We start from the raw sequence: 17,189 nt of genomic DNA, 5'->3' as shown, positions 1-17,189 counted from the left end.
GGGGTGAAGCAGAGCAGTGCCGGGCATCAGTTTTGATTTGTCTGTAATTCTCACGGCGCACGATGAAACGCTGGTCTGCGGGCCAACGATCAGGGCAGCTGATGATGCGATCCGTGCTGCCGAAGCCAAGGGATATTCAGTTGAGCGCCTTGTCGCGCTGGACAATGCGACTGAAGAAACCTGCCAGTGGTTCTCGCAGCCTCAACTTCTGAATTGGCGGAAAATCAGTTTCGAAGAGGGTGACCTGGGAAGGGTGCGCAATGCCGCCGTGCGTTTGGCAAAGGGGCGTAGCATTGCCTTCCTGGATGCTGATGACCTTTTTTCGGAAAACTGGCTCAGCAACGGGATGGACCGCTTGCGCCAAGCGGAGCGGGCAGGGCACCGGGTGATCGTGCACCCTGAACTCAACTGGCTCTTTGACGGGGCGCATTCGGTGTTCTTGAAGCCAGACCAGACAGACCCTTTGTTCTCGCCGTATCACTTCTATTGCATGAATTACTACGACAGCCTGTGCCTTGCTCCGCGCGAGGCACATTTGGAGTTTCAATATTCTGCACGTGATATTCCGGCGGGGCTGTCGTTTCAGGACTGGCAGTTTTCTATCGAAACAATGGCGGGCGGCTGGCTGCACCTGAACGCGCCTGACACAATTATCTTCAAGCGGCGGCGCGACGCGTCTCTGGTTACTGAGAGCCGTGCGCGCAAGGCAGTTGTCCGGCAGTTGGAGCCAATGGCCGTGGACCGGGTTGCAGACCTTGGCGCTTGCGGTCAGGTTGCACTTCCTCCGGAAAGCCCGCACGTGCCCCCAGGTCAGCAGCTTGAGCAGGTTCCGCATTACGGCGCTGCATTTGCAGCGCGGGTGGAACGTGCCCGGGCGCACAAGGGGAGAATTTCTTGGCGCGACCGGCGGGCTTACAAGGTTATACGGGCCAAGTTTGACTACGCTTTCTACCTTGCTTCTTACCCGGACATTGCCGCTCTCGAAAACTTTGACCCGGTAGCGCATTATGTCCGAGCCGGCTGGAAAGAAGGCCGTAATCCGGCTCCTTGGTTTTCCACCAAAGCCTACCTGAAAAGCTATCCGGATGTGGCCCGCAGCGGGATGAACCCGTTTTTGCACTGGCTGGAAAAAGGCGAGCATGAGGGATATGTGCCCCGCCCGGTAACTGCGTTCGGCACAATTGCCGAGATGCTCGGCTGTTCCGCAGGGGATGCATTTAAATTGTGGAGGTCCCGGTACGGCGGGCTCCGCCAGCGGCTGGAGTTTGGAGAGCTGGGTGCACAGGTGGCGCGTGCCGCTCAGCACGAACCCTTGGTTGAACAAGGGTGGATGCAGGCTCTGCAGGTTAAGATTCCGCCGTTCCACACGGATGCAGTATCGGAACGCACGGCGGCGATGTGGCGCTTGAATGGCGCTGCAGGCCACCGGCGCGCGCGCCATGTGATTTGCGTGAACCGTCCGCGTTTCGGTGCTGCGCCGCGCTTCGAAGGCCATATTGCCCGAGTGCTGGCAGACGGTGATGCGAACGAAGTGCTGGTTATCCTGACGGATCAATCCGGAGCCATGCCAGAAGGCAAACTGCCGCCGGGTGTTCGCGTGGTGGACTTCGCAGCACTGACGTCCGGTCTGGAAAAGGAGGCACGGCTGCGGGTTCTGGTGGAGTTTTTGCGGGCTCTGCATCCGGAATGTGTCTTCAATATGAATTCCCGGCTTCTTTGGGATGCGATGACCCCTTTTGGAACAGCGCTCGCGTCTTCGGCACGCCTGTTTGCCTGCCTGTTCTGCAACGAGCAAACCCCTTATGGATATTGGACGGGTTACCCGCTTAGGCGTGTCTATCCGCATTTCCAGAAACTGGCGGGAATTCTCACGGACAGCCAGTTCCTGGCCAGCGAACTTTGTGAACGCTTTATGCTGCCGCGCCAGTTGGCTGAGCGGGTGCATGTTCTGCCGAGTCCGGCAGACAGCTCGATCCCGGCCGCGCCAGCGCCGCCATCCGGCACGGGCCGGCGTCCCCAGATCTTTTGGGGCGGGCGGATGGATCCGCAAAAGAGAGCCGGGTTGGTATATGAGATTGCCCGCAGCCTGCCGGAAGCGGACTTCCGGATGTGGGGTTCCAGTGTGCTGGAAGGAGGGCCGCCGCTTCCGGATCGCCCTGCCAATGTATGCCTGGAAGGGGAATATGAGCATTTTGCCAGCCTGCCGCTGGGGGAAGCCGACGTGTGGCTCTATACCTCCGCGTGGGATGGGGTGCCAGTGCAACTGCTGGAGGCTGGCATGACGGGTATTCCGCTTGTGGGGGCGGATGCCGGCGGGACACGGGAAGTGCTGCGTCCCGGGCTGTCCCATTGCCTGCCCGCGGATGCGCCTGCTGATCAATGGGCCGCCGTCCTTCGGAAAGTCCTGGCTGATCCCGCGAAGGCGCGCGCAAATGCGCTGCAATTGCGCGACGCTCTGTTACAGGAGCGGACAGAGGCCTCGCACGCATTGGCGCTTGCCAAGGCAATATCAACACCGCTGTCAGCTGAGTGCGGGCAGACGTCTGGTGCTGACTTGGAGGAAGACCACGGCAAGGCGGCCGCCCTGCCGGAGAGTTCATTCAGGCAGCTCCAGCAGTAAAAAGTGCTCCAGTTTCAAATGCGCATTTCCGCTTGCGAAAAAAATCTAAGCGGTATTAATCTCCACTCAAAACAATCATAAGGCGAATTTTGGATGAAAGTTCTCATTCTTGGAGGAGACGGGTTCTGCGGTTGGCCGACCAGTCTCTATCTTTCAAACCGTGGGCATGACGTTGTTATCGTTGACAACCTTTCCCGCCGGAAAATCGACGTAGAGCTTGAGGTTGAAAGCCTCACCCCCATCCGGCCGATCGGCGAGCGCTTGCGTGTCTGGAAGGAGCTGACCGGCAAAACGATCCGCTTTGAAAACCTGACGGTGGGGCAGGATTATGAACGGCTGCTCACTCTGATCCGTGAAGAGCGGCCGGATGCCGTAATCCACTTTGCGGAACAGCGGGCTGCGCCTTACTCCATGAAAAGCGCGGCGCACAAACGTTATACAGTCTCAAACAACCTCAATGCGACCAACGATGTTCTGGCGGCTCTGGTCGAGGCTGGTTCGGATGCCCATCTGATCCATCTCGGGACCATGGGGGTCTATGGATATGGCACCGCCGGGATTGAGATCCCGGAGGGTTATTTGAATGTGAAAATCGAAACTCCTTCGGGCGACATCGAACAGGACATCCTGTACCCGCCGAACCCGGGGTCGATTTACCACATGACCAAATGCCAGGATCAGCTCCTGTTCGCCTTCTACAACAAGAATGACGGTGTCAGGGTCACCGACCTGCACCAGGGTATCGTGTGGGGAACGCAAACGCCGGAGACCAAGCTGGACGAACGGCTGATCAACCGTTTCGACTACGACGGAGACTACGGCACGGTTCTGAACCGCTTCATCATGCAAGCGGCGGTCAATTATCCAGTCACTGTGCACGGGACAGGCGGTCAGACGCGCGCCTTCATCCATATCCAGGACACCTGCCGCTGTATTGAACTGGTACTGGAAAGCCCGCCGCAGGAAGGCGAACGTGTCCGGATCCTGAACCAGATGACGGAGACACACCGTGTTCGCGACCTGGCTCAAATGCTTCGCACCATGATGGGAGCTGAAATTTCCTATCTCGAAAACCCGCGGAACGAAATGGCCGAGAATGAGCTGAAAGTGAACAACGAAGGCTTCATGTATCTTGGCCTTGAGCCCGTCAGGCTGAAAGAAAACCTGATGGAAGAAGTGCGCGAGATCGCTCAGAAGTACGCTACGCGCTGCGACACATCTAAAATCCCTTGTGTATCGCTTTGGAAGTAAACAGCGGTAAGGAGACACAGCGGCTGACCCCCAAGGGACCCTTCTGGGCCTTTCCGGCAGCTGACTTCTTATAAGCATAGACGGCGGCCGGGCGGATTGCTTCTCCCGGCCGCCTCCTTGCTCGTAACTGCCGCTGTAGGCATCAGACCTAAGCCTCTCCTCGGCTGGCTTGAACTGCTACCGGTTGTTTGTGGCGCGCCAGAACAGAAAAGGGTGATTTGATATGTATTCAGTGATTGCGGCGGGGGTCGTCGGCAGCTCGTTTGTAGAAAAACTTGACCTTCCCAACCTAGTGCTTAGCCAACGCCAGAGCGGCGCACCGGGCATGCTGTCATATATGGAACGGGCAATGCTGGCTGCTCTGACCAGCAAGCTGTACCGCGGTGATGGGGCCATCATCGACGGCGGCAGCTTCTTTGGATCTTCCCTGGTTGCCAGTGCTTCTGGTCTCCAATCCAACCCGGACTTTGCCAGAATGGATTTCTCGGGTTTTCCCGATGCCAGGCCTCTGCACGGTTACGAACTGGGGTTCCTGCCTGCGCCTGCCAGCGACAAGATCGACAAAAACAGGGTCTTCCATGGCACACCCTACGTTCTCGGGGAGAGCTTTGTTCCCATTTTGGAAAAGAACGTAGACCCCTACAGAGACCTGATCTCGCTTCACATCGGTGACTTGAACGAAGAAGTGTGGGAGGGCGCTCCTATCGAGATAGCGTTCATAGATGTCTGCAAAACCATGCGCTTGAACGCCCATGTCTCGAAACAGTTTTACCCCTCGATGATCGGTGGGAACTCTGTATTGATCAATCAGGACTTCTTCTTTGACCGGCTGCCCTGGATCAAGGTCACGATGGGCTACCTCAGGGATTACTACCGCTGGGAGGGCCAGGTCTTCACGTCATCAATTTATACCAGCATCAAGGACGTACCGCAGGAAGTAGCTGACTATGATCCTTTCACCCAAGGCAGCTACGAAGAATGCTTGGCATATCACGACGCTGTTGCCTTCCCGGGTATTGAGCGCAAGTACGAGTATTTCCTGGAGTTGTCGCGCGGCTACCTGATGGCACTGAAGGACCGCAAGAATGACGCTCTGGAACACTTGCGTGCCGTGGCCGATAGATACGAGGATCTGCTGGCGGATGAGCACACCGATCGGGGCAATCAATTCCGTATGGACCGGGCAGTGCGCCAAATCACCAATGGCAATATTTTCAAAGTGTCCTGATTGATGCTGGAACGCCTGATTTGGTTGTGCAGTTTTTCCTGAGGGAGCCAGTCTTCCAAGCCGGTATCTGGTTAAACTGCCGCTTGGCATGATTTCGGAGCCGCTTGAGATCTTTGCCAAACTGCACAACCAGGCATCAGGCAGGGCGTCGCAGGTTTCCGGCTGGCTGACGGGGGACAATTGAAACCGCCAAAATTCGCGCAGTTTTCCAGCCTTACTTAAAAATCAACGCTATAGGAAAACAAAACGCCAGCGGAGTTTTCGTAGCTGCCGCTCGTCTTTTCGCGTTTGTATGCCAGCTCCACATACAGGCTGTCAAAAAAAGTCTTGCCCACAGACGCGGTGGCAAAGCGGTTGCTGCCATTGGCAATTTCGGATGTGTCGCTGCTGTTGCCGATGTCCTGCACGCCGCCGCCAAGTGTGGCGACCCAGTCGGCGCCGAAATAATATGCGGCGTTCGCCATCAAGGTTTCCTGATCAAAGGTCACGCCGTCGTCTTGCGAGTTGTCCAGGCTGACCAGTTCGGCGAACACTTCCAGCTCATTGCCGTTGGCAAGCTCGAACAGCTTGCTGGCGCCAGCGGCAAAGCCGGTTTCCGTTGCCTCTCCCGGAAGCCCGCCCTCTTGCGAGCGGTAAGTGATGTTGTAGCGGGAATCCTCGATGCCAAAGGCATCTTCGCCTTCCAGCCAGATGTTGTAGGAATTCAGGCCGCCAGTGTTGCTCAGCCCGCCGTCTGTACGGGACGCAAGCCGCTCACCGCGCAAAAAGCTCTTGGCGAGGAAACTGGTATCCAGCTGAAAGGCGCTGGCGCCTAGGATGTGTTCACCGCCCAAAGCATCCTCGAAGGAGTAGTAGACACCTGCTCCAAGCCGCTCAGTCAGTTCATAATCGTCGTGAAAGCCCGCACCGTAGAGCTCTCCGGCCACGTCATCAAAACCTATTCCGAACACCGGGTTGAACTTGCCGCCGAAGACACCAACGCTGTCAATCTCTGCATTCAGGTACAATTCTTCAAAATAGAAATCGTAGTCGTTCGGGAATGTTCCCTCACCTTTCACCGATGTGCCAAGCAAGGTGCCAACCAGCAAGACGTTCTCGTTCAAATAAAACTCGAGATCCAGCGTAGCTGTGTATTCGTCTTCCTGATCGTCCGGATCATCACTGTCGTTGTGGAGATATTCCAATGTCAGTTCAGCCAGAAAGGGTGCGGCTGGATCATAGCTTTCGTCATCTGCCCCGTCTGCTCCATCCAGAAGAACCAGACGGTTTTCTTCGGCCCAGCCAGCCGCAGGCACCGCAAGCGCCAAGGCGCACACCGCGCATGTCACAACAATGGATTTCATTTCCTTGCGGTCCTCCTGAGGTCCTGCCCGGTCCGTGCTCAAGATACTGCCTACAGCAGGGCATCCCTGCCGGTCGAACATGACGCACTCAATTGCCGTCTGCAACACGGCGGGCAAGCAATGCCCGGTTGAATCATTCGGCACAGATCGGCTGCTGGCAAGCGTTTATTCGCACCTCTGCGTCGCGGTGGCCGAAGTTCAGTGCGCCTTCGGTTTCGGTGTGCGGCGGAGGGCAGGCCGGGTTGCCGCACCAGACATCGCCGGCACCGACTTCTTCACCCTTCATAAGGAAGCAGTTGGCACCAAGAACCGCATTGTCTCCAACACAAGCTCCGTAGTGGACAAAGCCGCCAACGCTGACCGTGGCCCCGCTGCCCACTGAGATGCAGTCCGATTTGAACACGCCTTCCTCCAGGGAGTGGCACTGCAGCGTCGCCCTATAGTTGAAAGTTGCGTTGTCACCGATGCTGATCAGGGTGCGTTCCACGAACTGGGCACCATCATCAAACATTTTGCGCCCGATCCGCATGCCCAGAAGACGGCCGATAATCCCGCGCATAGGTGTTCCCGCGAACAGGTTGATGACAGGATGGTCAGTCATTTTCCAATGCCGTTCGTGCGACCAGAAGTAGTCATCAAGCACAATTGCCTGGCGCGGTTTCAGCCTGCCGAAGGAGAGGCTGGCCCGTTCACAAAAGACAAAATAGCCGATTGTGAAGAAACTCATGCCGATCGCCACGACTGCTAAGGCCGGAAAACCAACCACCAGATAGCTCTGCCAGGCGATTTGAGCCGAGAACAGCATGATACAGACAAGCACAAGCATAGCTGCCTGATAGATCAGCGCCGTATTCAGATTGTGGATGTTTTTCACCCTCAGCCGGCCGGCGCGGGCAGCTGCTTCTAGTTTGCTCGCCATCTCTGTGTCACGCTGCACGGCCCTGGGAATCTCAAAGGGAGGCGAACCCAATAGGCCTGTATTCTCCAAAACCGGCCCGTCGACAGGTATCATCGCCTTAGTCCCGATCAGGCAGTTTTCACCGGTGCGGCCGCCAGCCGGGTAGTGGATGTTGTTGCCCAGATAATTCTGCGCACCGATCTTCACGGGCAGCACGCGGAAAGAGGATGCCGAATACTCAGTGTTGATCATAGACAGCCCATCGGAAACCATCGTGCCGGTGCCAATGTCGCAGAGAAACGGGTTGGTGTGGCGTTGGTTGACCCCGAAGTTGGAGCCGGTCTGTATCACCTTGTTCAGGCTAAAACCCACATACTGCAGATAATAGACAATTGCCGAGCTGTCGCCGAAAATCAGATTGTAGAAGCGTGAATTCGACCAGCGGGCAACAAGGCCGTGCATGAAGTAGTGAAAACCATACAACGTGTAGACCCGGCCGGGCTCCACGAATTTATGTGCAATGCGGGGCATGATGCCGATAAACAGCAGTCCGGCTGGAAAGGCCACGAGGTAGAGGACAAACGTGACTTGCACGGCGAGGATTGCCATTTCCCGCAGGTCAGTGATCGCGGCGATTTCATTCACATAGCCGCCCAGAATGACCGCGCCCAAGAGGCTGGACATCAGCCCCAACATCAGGAAGCCGAAGACCAATCCGCCGAGCGTATAGGCCCAACGGCGCAGTTCGCTGCAGCGGCGCGGTTCGATCCTGCAATAGTCGTCCTTTGTTTCGACAGCAGGGGTGCCGTGATAGCGCTTGCCGGAAAGTGCAACTTGATCCCTTTCCAGGCTCGACGCGTGGCCAAGCTGGGTTCCGTCTTCCATTGACGAGCCGATTTCAAGAATGCTGGCCTCGCCGATGAACACATCATCTCCGATTGTGACTGGCCCGGTCTCGATGAAGCCGGCTTCGGCCTGGTAACCAAGTGCAACCGTTTCGCGGCGCAGGATTGTGTTGCTGCCGATTGACAGCAGATCGGTACAGACCGGCGTGGCGGAGTGGATAACAGTGCCGCGTCCGATCCTGGCACCAAGGGCGCGCAAATAGACATTGTAGACCGGCGTGCCGGCGAGCAGGGCCGGCGGAGCGCTGCGCACCAGTCCCTTGACCAGCCAGAACCGGAAATACACCATGCTCCAAATCGGAAAACGCCCAGGCTTCCAACGGCCGATCAGCGTCCATTTCGCGGCAATCGGAATCAGGCTGAACAGCACAAACAGACCAAAACCGGCGAGCATCATGCGCCCGCCCGCCTCTACGGCGGTGGGGCTGCCCGACAGCGCCCATTCAATGGATTTGACAATCAGCCACAAGCCCGCCAGCCCATAGGCCATCATCCAGGCGGCTTGCGCAGCTCCGCAAAGAAGGTACGCGCGGTCGCTTGCGATGTGTGCGGGTTTGGGCGCCTGCGGCGGTTTGCGGACCTGCGGGGCAGGTGCTGCGGCCTTTGCAAAATCGCCCAGCTTACGGATTGTCGGGTTAAGGTAGATATCGCGCATCGAGATGCTCGGCAGCTCGGGGCATTTGCGCAGTGCCGCGCAATAGCGCGCCATCAGCAGGGAGTGGGCCCCAAGATCATCAAAAAAATGGTCGTCCGCCGAAATCAGTTCAACATCCAGGATCGGGTAAAGCTGCCCGGCGAGCAATTCCTCCACTTCGCCCTGCAGGGCAACCGCATTCTTGCTGCTGACAATGAAGCGCGGCCCGGCCGGGGCCGGCAGCTGCTTCCGGTCCGCCTTGTTGTTGACGGTCATTGGAATGTGTTTCAGCTCCTCCAGAAATGAAGGGATCATATAGGCCGGCAGCCTCCCCTTCAGCTTCCGGGCGACGGCTTCCTTGTCCAGCGCTGCAACACCTTGATTGAGTGCGTAATAGGCAACCAGCTCCCGCGTTCCGGGTTCGGTTTCCCAGGTGTCGACGACGGCTTGAGAGATTTCAGGAAGTTCAAGCAGCACCGACTCGATTTCCGTCAGCTCGATACGGTACCCCCGCAGTTTGACCTGGGTGTCTATCCGGCCGTGGAATTCGATTTCGCCATCGGCGTTGATACGGCCCAGATCGCCCGTGCGGTAAAGCCGGCGGGAGGGATTGTTGGGGCCGTTCAGGCAATCGGGAACAAATTTCCTGGCTGTCAGATTAGGACGGTTGAGATAGCCGGCGGCCAAGCCAACGCCTGCGACGGCTATTTCCCCCAGCTCGCCATCTGCCAGCTCGGTGTCCTCGTCCGGGTCGAGGATGGCAATCGAATAACTGGGCAGCGGGCCGCCGATGGTGACCGGCTTGTCCGGGTGCAGTTCAGTTATGGTGCATGTAACGGTCGCTTCCGTTGGGCCATAGGCATTCAGGATCGTGCGGCCATCCCGGTGCCAGCGCGAGATCAGGCCTTGCGGACATGCCTCTCCCGAAACAAGCAGCAGCCGCAGGTCTGGCAATTCTTCTTCCAATGTCGCCAGCAGCGTCGGCACGCAGCACATCGCAGTGACCTGGCGCCGGCGTAGAAAATCTGCCAGTTCTTCTCCGACCAGACTCACTCCCTGCTTGGTGGGAACAAGTGCCGCCCCGGCCAATAGCGGCACCCAAAGCTCTTCGACGGAAAAGTCGAACGCAATCGTCATGCCCTGATACACCCGGTCGTCGGGCCGGTAGCCATAGGTCTCGGCTGCGACCCGCACAAAATTGCAGATACTCGCCTGTTCAATCACGACACCCTTCGGCTTCCCTGTCGTGCCTGACGTGTAGATGAGATAGGCAACCTCGTCGCCTTTGCCTGTCAGTTCAGCGGGGCTCAGCCGGGCAGTGCTGCAGGCTTCGATTTGCGGCGCAGCGAAGTCCAGAAAATGTGCGGGAAGATCAATTCCGCTAAAGCAGCCGGCATACCGCTCAAGCGAAAGAACCGCGTCGACGCCCGCGTCTTCCAGAATGAAGGCTATGCGCTCGCGGGGGAAACCTTCATCCAGCGGCACATATGCGGCGTGTATCTTCTGCACCGCCAGAAGGGCGGTATAGGATGCCGCGGATTTGTCGAACATCAGGCCAATGCGGTTGCCCGGTCCCAGCCCGTTTGACAGCAGGTAGCGGGCCAGCTGGTTGGCATGGTTGTCCAAATCCCGGAAGGTCAGCGTTGCGTCCCTGGAAATGACTGCAAGGTGGTCACTGTCGCCGGCGGCCTCGAATTCATCGCAGCGTCTTTCGAACAGGTGGTGCAGCCGTTCACCGGGCTGCCAGCGGACAGAGTTCACTGCTGAATGACACGTAAGCACTTTTGAGCTCCATTGGCCGGAACGCCGTGCAGCGCGGGCTGTTCAGGCGTCGTTGCGTGGTGGTGCTGTGCTCTGTGCTTTCCGTCGCCCTGGCGGGGATTGCGTGGATGGATGCGGCTGCAGGCTCGCAAATGCGGTGCCCGCAGTCCGGTTGGGAAGGAAAACTGTGCCCCCCTTCCCAACCTTTCCGGCTCAAGGGTCGCAGAACGGCAGACTTTGAGCCGGAATTCTCATGCAAACGTCCCTCAACAGCGCTGTCCAGCGGTTAGGAAAGCTGATGCACAGTTGCCGGGTCAGGACTTCGCGATGCGGATTTTCGGGCCGGATCTGCCTCGCGCACCCAGAATATCAGCGGTGGCGCGCTCCAGGATGTCCAGTCCCTCGGCCAGTTCCCCGTCGGTGATCGTCAGAGGCGACATGCATTTGACGACTTCGTCATCCGGTCCGCAGCGCTCGCAGATCAGCCCAAGGGCGAAGCAGCGGTCGCGCACCTGACCGGCCTTGCCTGCGTTCGCAAAGCTGATGCCCCGCATGAACCCGCGCCCCTTGACCCTCTCCAGATGCCCGGGGAACCGGGCGACGATGCCCTGCAGGCGTCCCTCGAGATATTCAGCCTTCCGCATGACATCCCGGGAGAAGTCCTTTGTCCGCCAATAGTGGCGCAGCGTTGCAGCGGCGGTCACGAAGGCATGGTTATTGCCGCGGAAGGTTCCGTTGTGCTCACCGGGCTCCCATTGATCCAGTTCCCGTTTCAGCAGGACTATCGCCAGCGGCAGCCCATAGCCGGAGAGGGATTTCGACAGCGTGACGATATCCGGAACAATGCCCGCCGCCTCAAAGCTGAAGAACGTGCCGGTGCGTCCGCAGCCGGCCTGAATGTCGTCGACAATAAGCAGGATCTCCAGGCGGTTGCACAGCGCCTCAAGCTTGCGCAGCCACTCCCGGCTTGCGGGGTTGAGGCCGCCTTCCCCTTGAACGGTTTCAACAAGCACCGCCGCTGGCAGGTCGATGCCGCTGGAGTTGTCGCAAAGCATCCGGTCCAGAATGGCGATCGTATCCACGCCGTCCCCGAGATAGCCGTCGAATGGCATGCAAACCGCCCCCTGCAGCGGTACGCCGGCCGCCTTGCGCAGGGTCTGATTGCCGGTCATGGAAAGCGAGCCGAGCGAAACACCGTGGAAACTGTTGGTAAAGTGCACAACAGTGGTCCGGCCGGTCACTTTTCTGGCCAGTTTCAACGCCGCTTCCACCGCGTTTGTGCCGGTCGGCCCGGTGAACTGAGCAACATAATCCAGCCCGCGGGGCCGCAAGATGGTGTCCGCAAGTTCCGCCAGAAAGAACGCCTTGGCCTCTGTGTGCAGGTCAAGGCTGTGAACGATGCCATCCGAATTCACATATTCGGTCAGTGCCGTTTTCAGAACGGGGTTGTTGTGCCCGTAATTCAGTGATCCTGCACCTGATAGAAAGTCGAGATAGCGGTCTCCCGCCTCGCTCCAGATTTCACAGCCGACGGCTTTTGCAAAAACTGCAGGCATTGACCTGGCATAGGATTGCACATTGGATTCATATCTCGCAAATAGTCCGGTTTCGGAAAATTGGACATTTTCCGATCCGAATTGCTGCACGTGTTCCATGGTATTCTCCATATCTAACGCAGCACACCCCAGAAACAGGTCTGGCCGGGGAAATTAACTGTATTTGAAGTTGTGTGGCAGCCCGGTTCGGGGCCGTGCAGGAGGGGCGCCTATTCTGAGGACCCAATCAGCACGTACACAAGGGGCGCCCTGCAGCCGGCAAGTTCCTGGCGGATAAACCGCGTGGCAGACACGCGGTCCTGAAACACTCCGCCGCAAGCAAACTTGGCATCCAGAACTTGCCACAAGCCGGTTTTCGTCTTTGCAAGCTGGAATTTCAGGTCTGCCTTCGGAGAATTGCCCACATGCCCGGTGGCGGCGTCCTTGCGGATGGCCGCACGCTCTCCACGAGAAGAAAGCAGGCTTTTAGGTGCAGAACGGACGCTTGCGCTGCTTTGTGTTTCGCAGCGCAATTCTGGCCTAACAATCATTTGATACCCCCCCTAGTAAATAAACCCCCTAGTTTTGCTCCATTAGCAAATGAGAAGAATAGCAAATTGCTATTCAACGCTCTCCGTGATCCCGGATGAACGCATCAAGTCCACGGTTTACCATGTTAGGATAATTTAACCACTCACTGTTGCATGGCAGTATCAGCTTATGTCATTTTTGCGAAATTTTCAAGAAATTATTTGAAATGCGGACCCACCATACTAGCGCGGATCGGGTATCATTTTGAATTTCCCAGCATCAATTGGAGTCTAGCTCCAGTTCACTTTTTCGAGTGCCAGGTTACACTTTGGCCATTGAAGCTGGCGACCAGTGCTCAGCAAAAACTGCAGCTCGGCGCGAGAGCCGGGAGCACGTTCCGCATCTGAGGCCTGGCGATCGAAGCCAGCATTTTGTAGAAACGCCTTGGGTATACAGTGCCGGCAAGCCGCCCGCATCTGCGCAGGCAATTGAAGTCTTTTCCCGCCGCAGCGAAATACAGAGCAGTTTTGCCGCAGGTATTTTCATCCGCCTGTGCAGACCGCAACCTGGTTGCTTCTGAATAACTGATATCCGGGAAAATGGTGCCCCCACACGGACTCGAACCGCGGACCTACTGATTACAAATCAGTTGCTCTACCAGCTGAGCTATAGGGGCGCTGAGCTGTGAAACCGCGCTTAGCATCGTTCGCGGGTCGGTCGCAAGAGGTCTTTTTCAACAAGCGGACAGGCCTTCTCTCATGTGGGGAAAACCTGATGAATATCCGTTGCAGACCGGGCAGGTGCCTGGCCTCTGGTTTGACCTGGCGGCCGCGCCGCAGTAGGTCTGGACACAGGCAACAGGCAAACACGGGTCCGCTCATGCAGGTCATCATTCACTGCGGCGCGCATGCCACTGAGGAGGACCTGCTGCTGAAGGCGCTGTTGAAGAACACAGGCGCGCTGTCACGGCAAGGCGTCGCTGTACCCGGTCCCGGAAAATACCGCAGTTTGCTGAAGGATTGCCTGGCCGCCATGAAAAGCGGCACCGCCGCAGCAGAGGCGCCTGATGTCCTGTGGGATGCCATTCTGGATGACAGCCCGGCCAGCCGGGTGGTGTTTTCGAACCCGCATTTCTTCGGTTCGCCGCGGCATGCGCTGCGGGGCAGCAGTTTTTATCCGGACGCAGAGCAGCGGCTGCAGGGGCTGCAGCAGCTGTTTCCCTATGATCAGCTGGAAATCTTCATGGCGCTGCGCAACCCGGCGGCCTTTCTGCCTGCGCTGTTTGCAAAATCCGCCCGCGGCACCGTGCGCGAAGCTCTCCAGGGATGCGATCCGTTGCAGCTGCGCTGGTCCGGCCTGCTGCAGCGGATGCGGCAGGCGGTGCCGCAGATGCCAATCACGGTCTGGTGCTACGAGGATTTGCCACTGATCTGGGGCCAGGTTTTGCGTGACCTCGCGGGGCTGGAAATGTCAGCGCCGGTCAAGGGCGGGTTCGACCTGCTGGCGTCGCTCATGCAGCCCGCAGGGGTTGAGCGGTTGCGCGCCTATCTGGACGCACACCCGGATATGACAGAGATCCACAAACGCCGGGTGTGCGCAGCCTTTCTCGAAAAATTCGCACGGGAGGACGCGCTCGAGGAGGAGCTGGATTTCCCCGGCTGGACTACAGGGCTGGTCGCGGAAATGAGCGAGGCCTATGAGGAGGATCTCTATTCCATCCAGCGTATCCCCGGCGTGTCTCTCATTTCCCCGTAACAGCCCGTTTGCTTCGCGGACTGCAGGCCGCGTCTGCTCCGTATTACTGCACCGGCTGGCCGTTGCGGCCGAAGGTCAGGCTTTCGGAGGTCAGATCATCATAGGTCACCTCGACGGCGATTTGCTGGATCGAGCCCAGCGGGTAGCTGCGGTAGGGCAGGCCGTCCTCTTCTTTGATCATGTTGGGAAAGCCTTCGTCCAGATGGCAGTCCGGCAGCGGCCAGATTTCCGGCGCCTGGCCGTTCACCCCCAGCTTGATCTGCGCCAGGCCACAGCGCCAGGACCACAGGTGGGTCACATAGAGCAGATCCTGCCCATCAAACTCGCGCACATGGATCCAGTTGGCCTGCGTCGCCGCCAGGATCGGCTTGACCTCAAGCGCGGTCGTAAAGCTGCCAGTCGCCTCTTGCGGTTCCGCGGTCAGGGCGGTCTGCACCGCTTCCGCGGCGGGTGCCGCTGCGGCAGCTGCCGGCGCGCCGCTGTCCACCCCGGGCCGGGCCGAGGCGGCAATGATGGCCAGGATTACGTCAAACATCGTCTCTCTCCATTCTCGGGCGCCTTTTGCGTCACAAGGCGCCCTGAAATTCCTAAGGCCGGTTGCGCGGCTTCCTGCCGGCTTATAGCTAGCTTAGCAGGCAATTCTCTTTGCTGCCTTAACGCGCAGTCCTAACCGCCCGGCAGAGACGGAAAACGGGGAAAACAATGGCAAATGCCCCCTTCAATGTGATGATCGTCGGCCAAGCGGGCCGGCTGCAGTATGAGGCGCTGCTGTTTGCTGCCTCGCTGCGCCACTGTTCCCCGGGCTTTGCCGGCCGCCTGTTCGTGGCCGTGCCGCAGCCGGGGCCGCTGTGGGACAAAGATCCCGGCATCCGCAATCAGGATGTCCTGCAGGCCCTTGCGGATCTGGGCGCAGAGATCCTGCCGTTCGAAAGCAAGCTGTTCGGCGCGGCCTACCCCTATGGCAACAAGATCGAGGCGCTGCAAGCGCTGCCCGAGGGGGAGCCGTTTGTGTTCTTTGACACCGACACGCTGATCACCGGCGAGCTGGCAGAGGTGCCGTTTGACTTCTCCCGCCCCAGCGCCTCGCTGCGGGTTGAGGGCACCTGGCCGAAACCGACGCTGTACGGTCCGGGCTACGCGGGCATCTGGCAGGCGCTCTATGACCGCTTCGGCCTTGATTTTCTATCCAGCCTCGATCTCAGCCAGCCGGATGAGTACTGGAAGCGTTACCTCTATTTCAACGCGGGCTTTTTCTATGGCGCCTGCCCGCGGGCCTTTGGCAAACGCTTTCTGGTTTATGCGCAATCTGTTCGGAACGACCCGCCGCAGGAACTGGCGGGCCAAAGCCTGGACCCCTGGCTGGACCAGATCGTGCTGCCGCTGGTGATCCACTCCTTCGGCGGCGGCCGCGATGCGCTGCCCGCAGGCTATCTCGACGGCGAGGTCAGCTGCCACTACCGGCTGTTCCCGCTGCTTTACGCGCGCGAAAGCGACCGCGTGGTGGAAGTGCTGCAGGAGGTTGCCGCACCAAACAGGATCAAAAAGGTGCTGAAAGGCTACGAGCCGATCAAGCGCATGGTCTATCAGGGCCGCGGCGAGAAGGTGCGGGCGCTGTTTGACCGCAAAAACCTGCCGCGGCGCGAGCAGGCGATCCGCAACCGGATCAAGTCCGAAGGCTTCTGGATGCGCTGAGGCACGTCAGCCCTGGATCGCCCGCTCGATGCTGCGGGCAAACTGCAGCAGCCGCGCATCCGACCCTTTCGGCCCGGTGATATGCAGCCCAACCGGCATCCCGTCAGCGGAATTGCCAAAGGGGATGGAGGCTGAGGGCAGCTCCATCGGCGGTGTCAGCGTCACCGTGCGCCAGTCCTCAGTGATCTCCCCGTCGCGCAGGTCAGCGGAAAACGGCATCCCCGTCGCAGTGGGCCAGAGGGCAAAGTCGTAACGCTCGAAAAAGGCGCAGACATTTGCCCAGACCTTGGCGCGGGTGGTCTGATAGGCGATCAGCTCCGCTAGGCTGCGCCCCTCGGCCTGGGCGCAAGCGGTGCGGTAGCTTTCGCCCGCCAGCGCCATATCCGGCTGCAATGCAGACCGGAGCTGCAGCGCGCATTGGCCCCGGATGATGTCCTGATGCGCCAGCAGCGGCTCCAGAGGCGGCGTGTCTTCCGCGACCTGCCAGCCCAGCTCGCGGCACAGCGCCTCCACCGGGGCAATCGCCGCCTGTACGGATGGCTCCACGCTGGAGCCAAACGGGGACAGTGACAGCGCCACCCGGCCAGAGCGCGGTGCAGGGGCCTCTTCCAGCTCCGCCAGCCGCGGCAGCGCCTGCCAGTACCCCAGCGGCTGGCAAGCCGCATTGCCCTGCATCACCTCCAGCATCAGCACCAGGTCCCGCACCGTCCGCGCCATCGGCCCCGGCACCGACAGCCCGTCAAAAGGTGCCGGGTTCGGATCATAGGGGATCAGGCCGGAGGAAGGGCGCATCCCCACCACACCGCACCAGGCGGCAGGGGTGCGGGTGCTGCCGCCCAGGTCGGAGCCGTCGGCCAGCGCCGCCATGTTTGCCGCCAGTACCGCTGCCGCGCCGCCGGAGCTTCCCGCAACGGATTTTTGCGGGTTCAGCGGATTGCGGGTGGTGCCGGAGACCAGGTTGGCGGTTTGGCCCGACAGGGTGAACTCCGGTGTATTGGTCTTGCCGGTGATCACCGCACCGGCTGCGCGCAGCCGG

At 59.2% G+C, this 17,189-nt stretch carries 10 protein-coding genes and 1 tRNA gene; 5 read left to right on the top strand and 6 right to left on the bottom strand.

What is annotated here, in order from left to right:
* Positions 1-16: 16 nt before the first annotated feature.
* From RA21_RS13795 to RA21_RS13785, 3 genes are all read left to right on the top strand, one after another.
* Positions 17-2,620 (top strand): glycosyltransferase, encoded by a 2,604-nt coding sequence (locus RA21_RS13795; RefSeq protein ID WP_039149856.1) that lies wholly within the window; start codon positions 17-19, stop codon positions 2,618-2,620.
* Between the two features lie 93 nt (positions 2,621-2,713).
* The gene (locus RA21_RS13790) at positions 2,714-3,871 is read left to right on the top strand and encodes an NAD-dependent epimerase/dehydratase family protein (protein ID WP_039149853.1); all 1,158 of its coding nucleotides are present in this window, start codon (positions 2,714-2,716) and stop codon (positions 3,869-3,871) included.
* A 223-nt stretch (positions 3,872-4,094) separates the two neighbouring features.
* Positions 4,095-5,099 (top strand): hypothetical protein, encoded by a 1,005-nt coding sequence (locus tag RA21_RS13785; protein WP_039149848.1) that lies wholly within the window; start codon positions 4,095-4,097, stop codon positions 5,097-5,099.
* A gap of 218 nt (positions 5,100-5,317) precedes the next feature.
* On the opposite strand, the gene RA21_RS13780 is transcribed toward RA21_RS13785, so the two are convergent.
* The 4 genes from RA21_RS13780 to RA21_RS13760 form a co-directional block, all read right to left on the bottom strand.
* Complete coding sequence (locus RA21_RS13780) at positions 5,318-6,442, bottom strand: hypothetical protein (protein ID WP_152610548.1); 1,125 nt, start codon at positions 6,440-6,442, stop codon at positions 5,318-5,320.
* A 133-nt stretch (positions 6,443-6,575) separates the two neighbouring features.
* A complete protein-coding gene (locus tag RA21_RS13775; protein ID WP_052257660.1) occupies positions 6,576-10,640 on the bottom strand; it encodes a Pls/PosA family non-ribosomal peptide synthetase in 4,065 nt (1,354 codons plus the stop codon).
* A gap of 314 nt (positions 10,641-10,954) precedes the next feature.
* Complete coding sequence (gene ectB / locus RA21_RS13770; protein ID WP_052254204.1) at positions 10,955-12,295, bottom strand: diaminobutyrate--2-oxoglutarate transaminase; 1,341 nt, start codon at positions 12,293-12,295, stop codon at positions 10,955-10,957.
* A 1,011-nt stretch (positions 12,296-13,306) separates the two neighbouring features.
* Positions 13,307-13,382 (bottom strand) — tRNA-Thr (locus tag RA21_RS13760).
* Positions 13,383-13,585: 203 nt separating this feature from the next.
* Here RA21_RS13760 and RA21_RS13755 point away from each other — a divergent pair.
* The gene (locus tag RA21_RS13755) at positions 13,586-14,461 is read left to right on the top strand and encodes a hypothetical protein (protein ID WP_039149840.1); all 876 of its coding nucleotides are present in this window, start codon (positions 13,586-13,588) and stop codon (positions 14,459-14,461) included.
* A 43-nt stretch (positions 14,462-14,504) separates the two neighbouring features.
* On the opposite strand, the gene RA21_RS13750 is transcribed toward RA21_RS13755, so the two are convergent.
* Entirely contained in the window at positions 14,505-14,996 is a 492-nt protein-coding gene (locus tag RA21_RS13750) for a hypothetical protein (protein WP_039149838.1), read from the bottom strand.
* 167 nt (positions 14,997-15,163) lie between these two features.
* Here RA21_RS13750 and RA21_RS13745 point away from each other — a divergent pair, with 167 nt between their 5' ends.
* Positions 15,164-16,153, top strand: coding sequence for a hypothetical protein (locus RA21_RS13745; RefSeq protein WP_039149835.1), 990 nt, complete (start codon positions 15,164-15,166; stop codon positions 16,151-16,153).
* 6 nt (positions 16,154-16,159) lie between these two features.
* On the opposite strand, the gene RA21_RS13740 is transcribed toward RA21_RS13745, so the two are convergent.
* The coding region (locus tag RA21_RS13740; RefSeq protein WP_039149832.1) for an amidase at positions 16,160-17,189 on the bottom strand (1,030 nt) is incomplete at its 5' end.

Source organism: Leisingera sp. ANG-DT (assembly GCF_000813785.1).
In the GTDB taxonomy this organism is placed as follows: Bacteria; Pseudomonadota; Alphaproteobacteria; order Rhodobacterales; family Rhodobacteraceae; genus Leisingera.
This window is presented reverse-complemented; position numbering and strand designations above follow the sequence as displayed.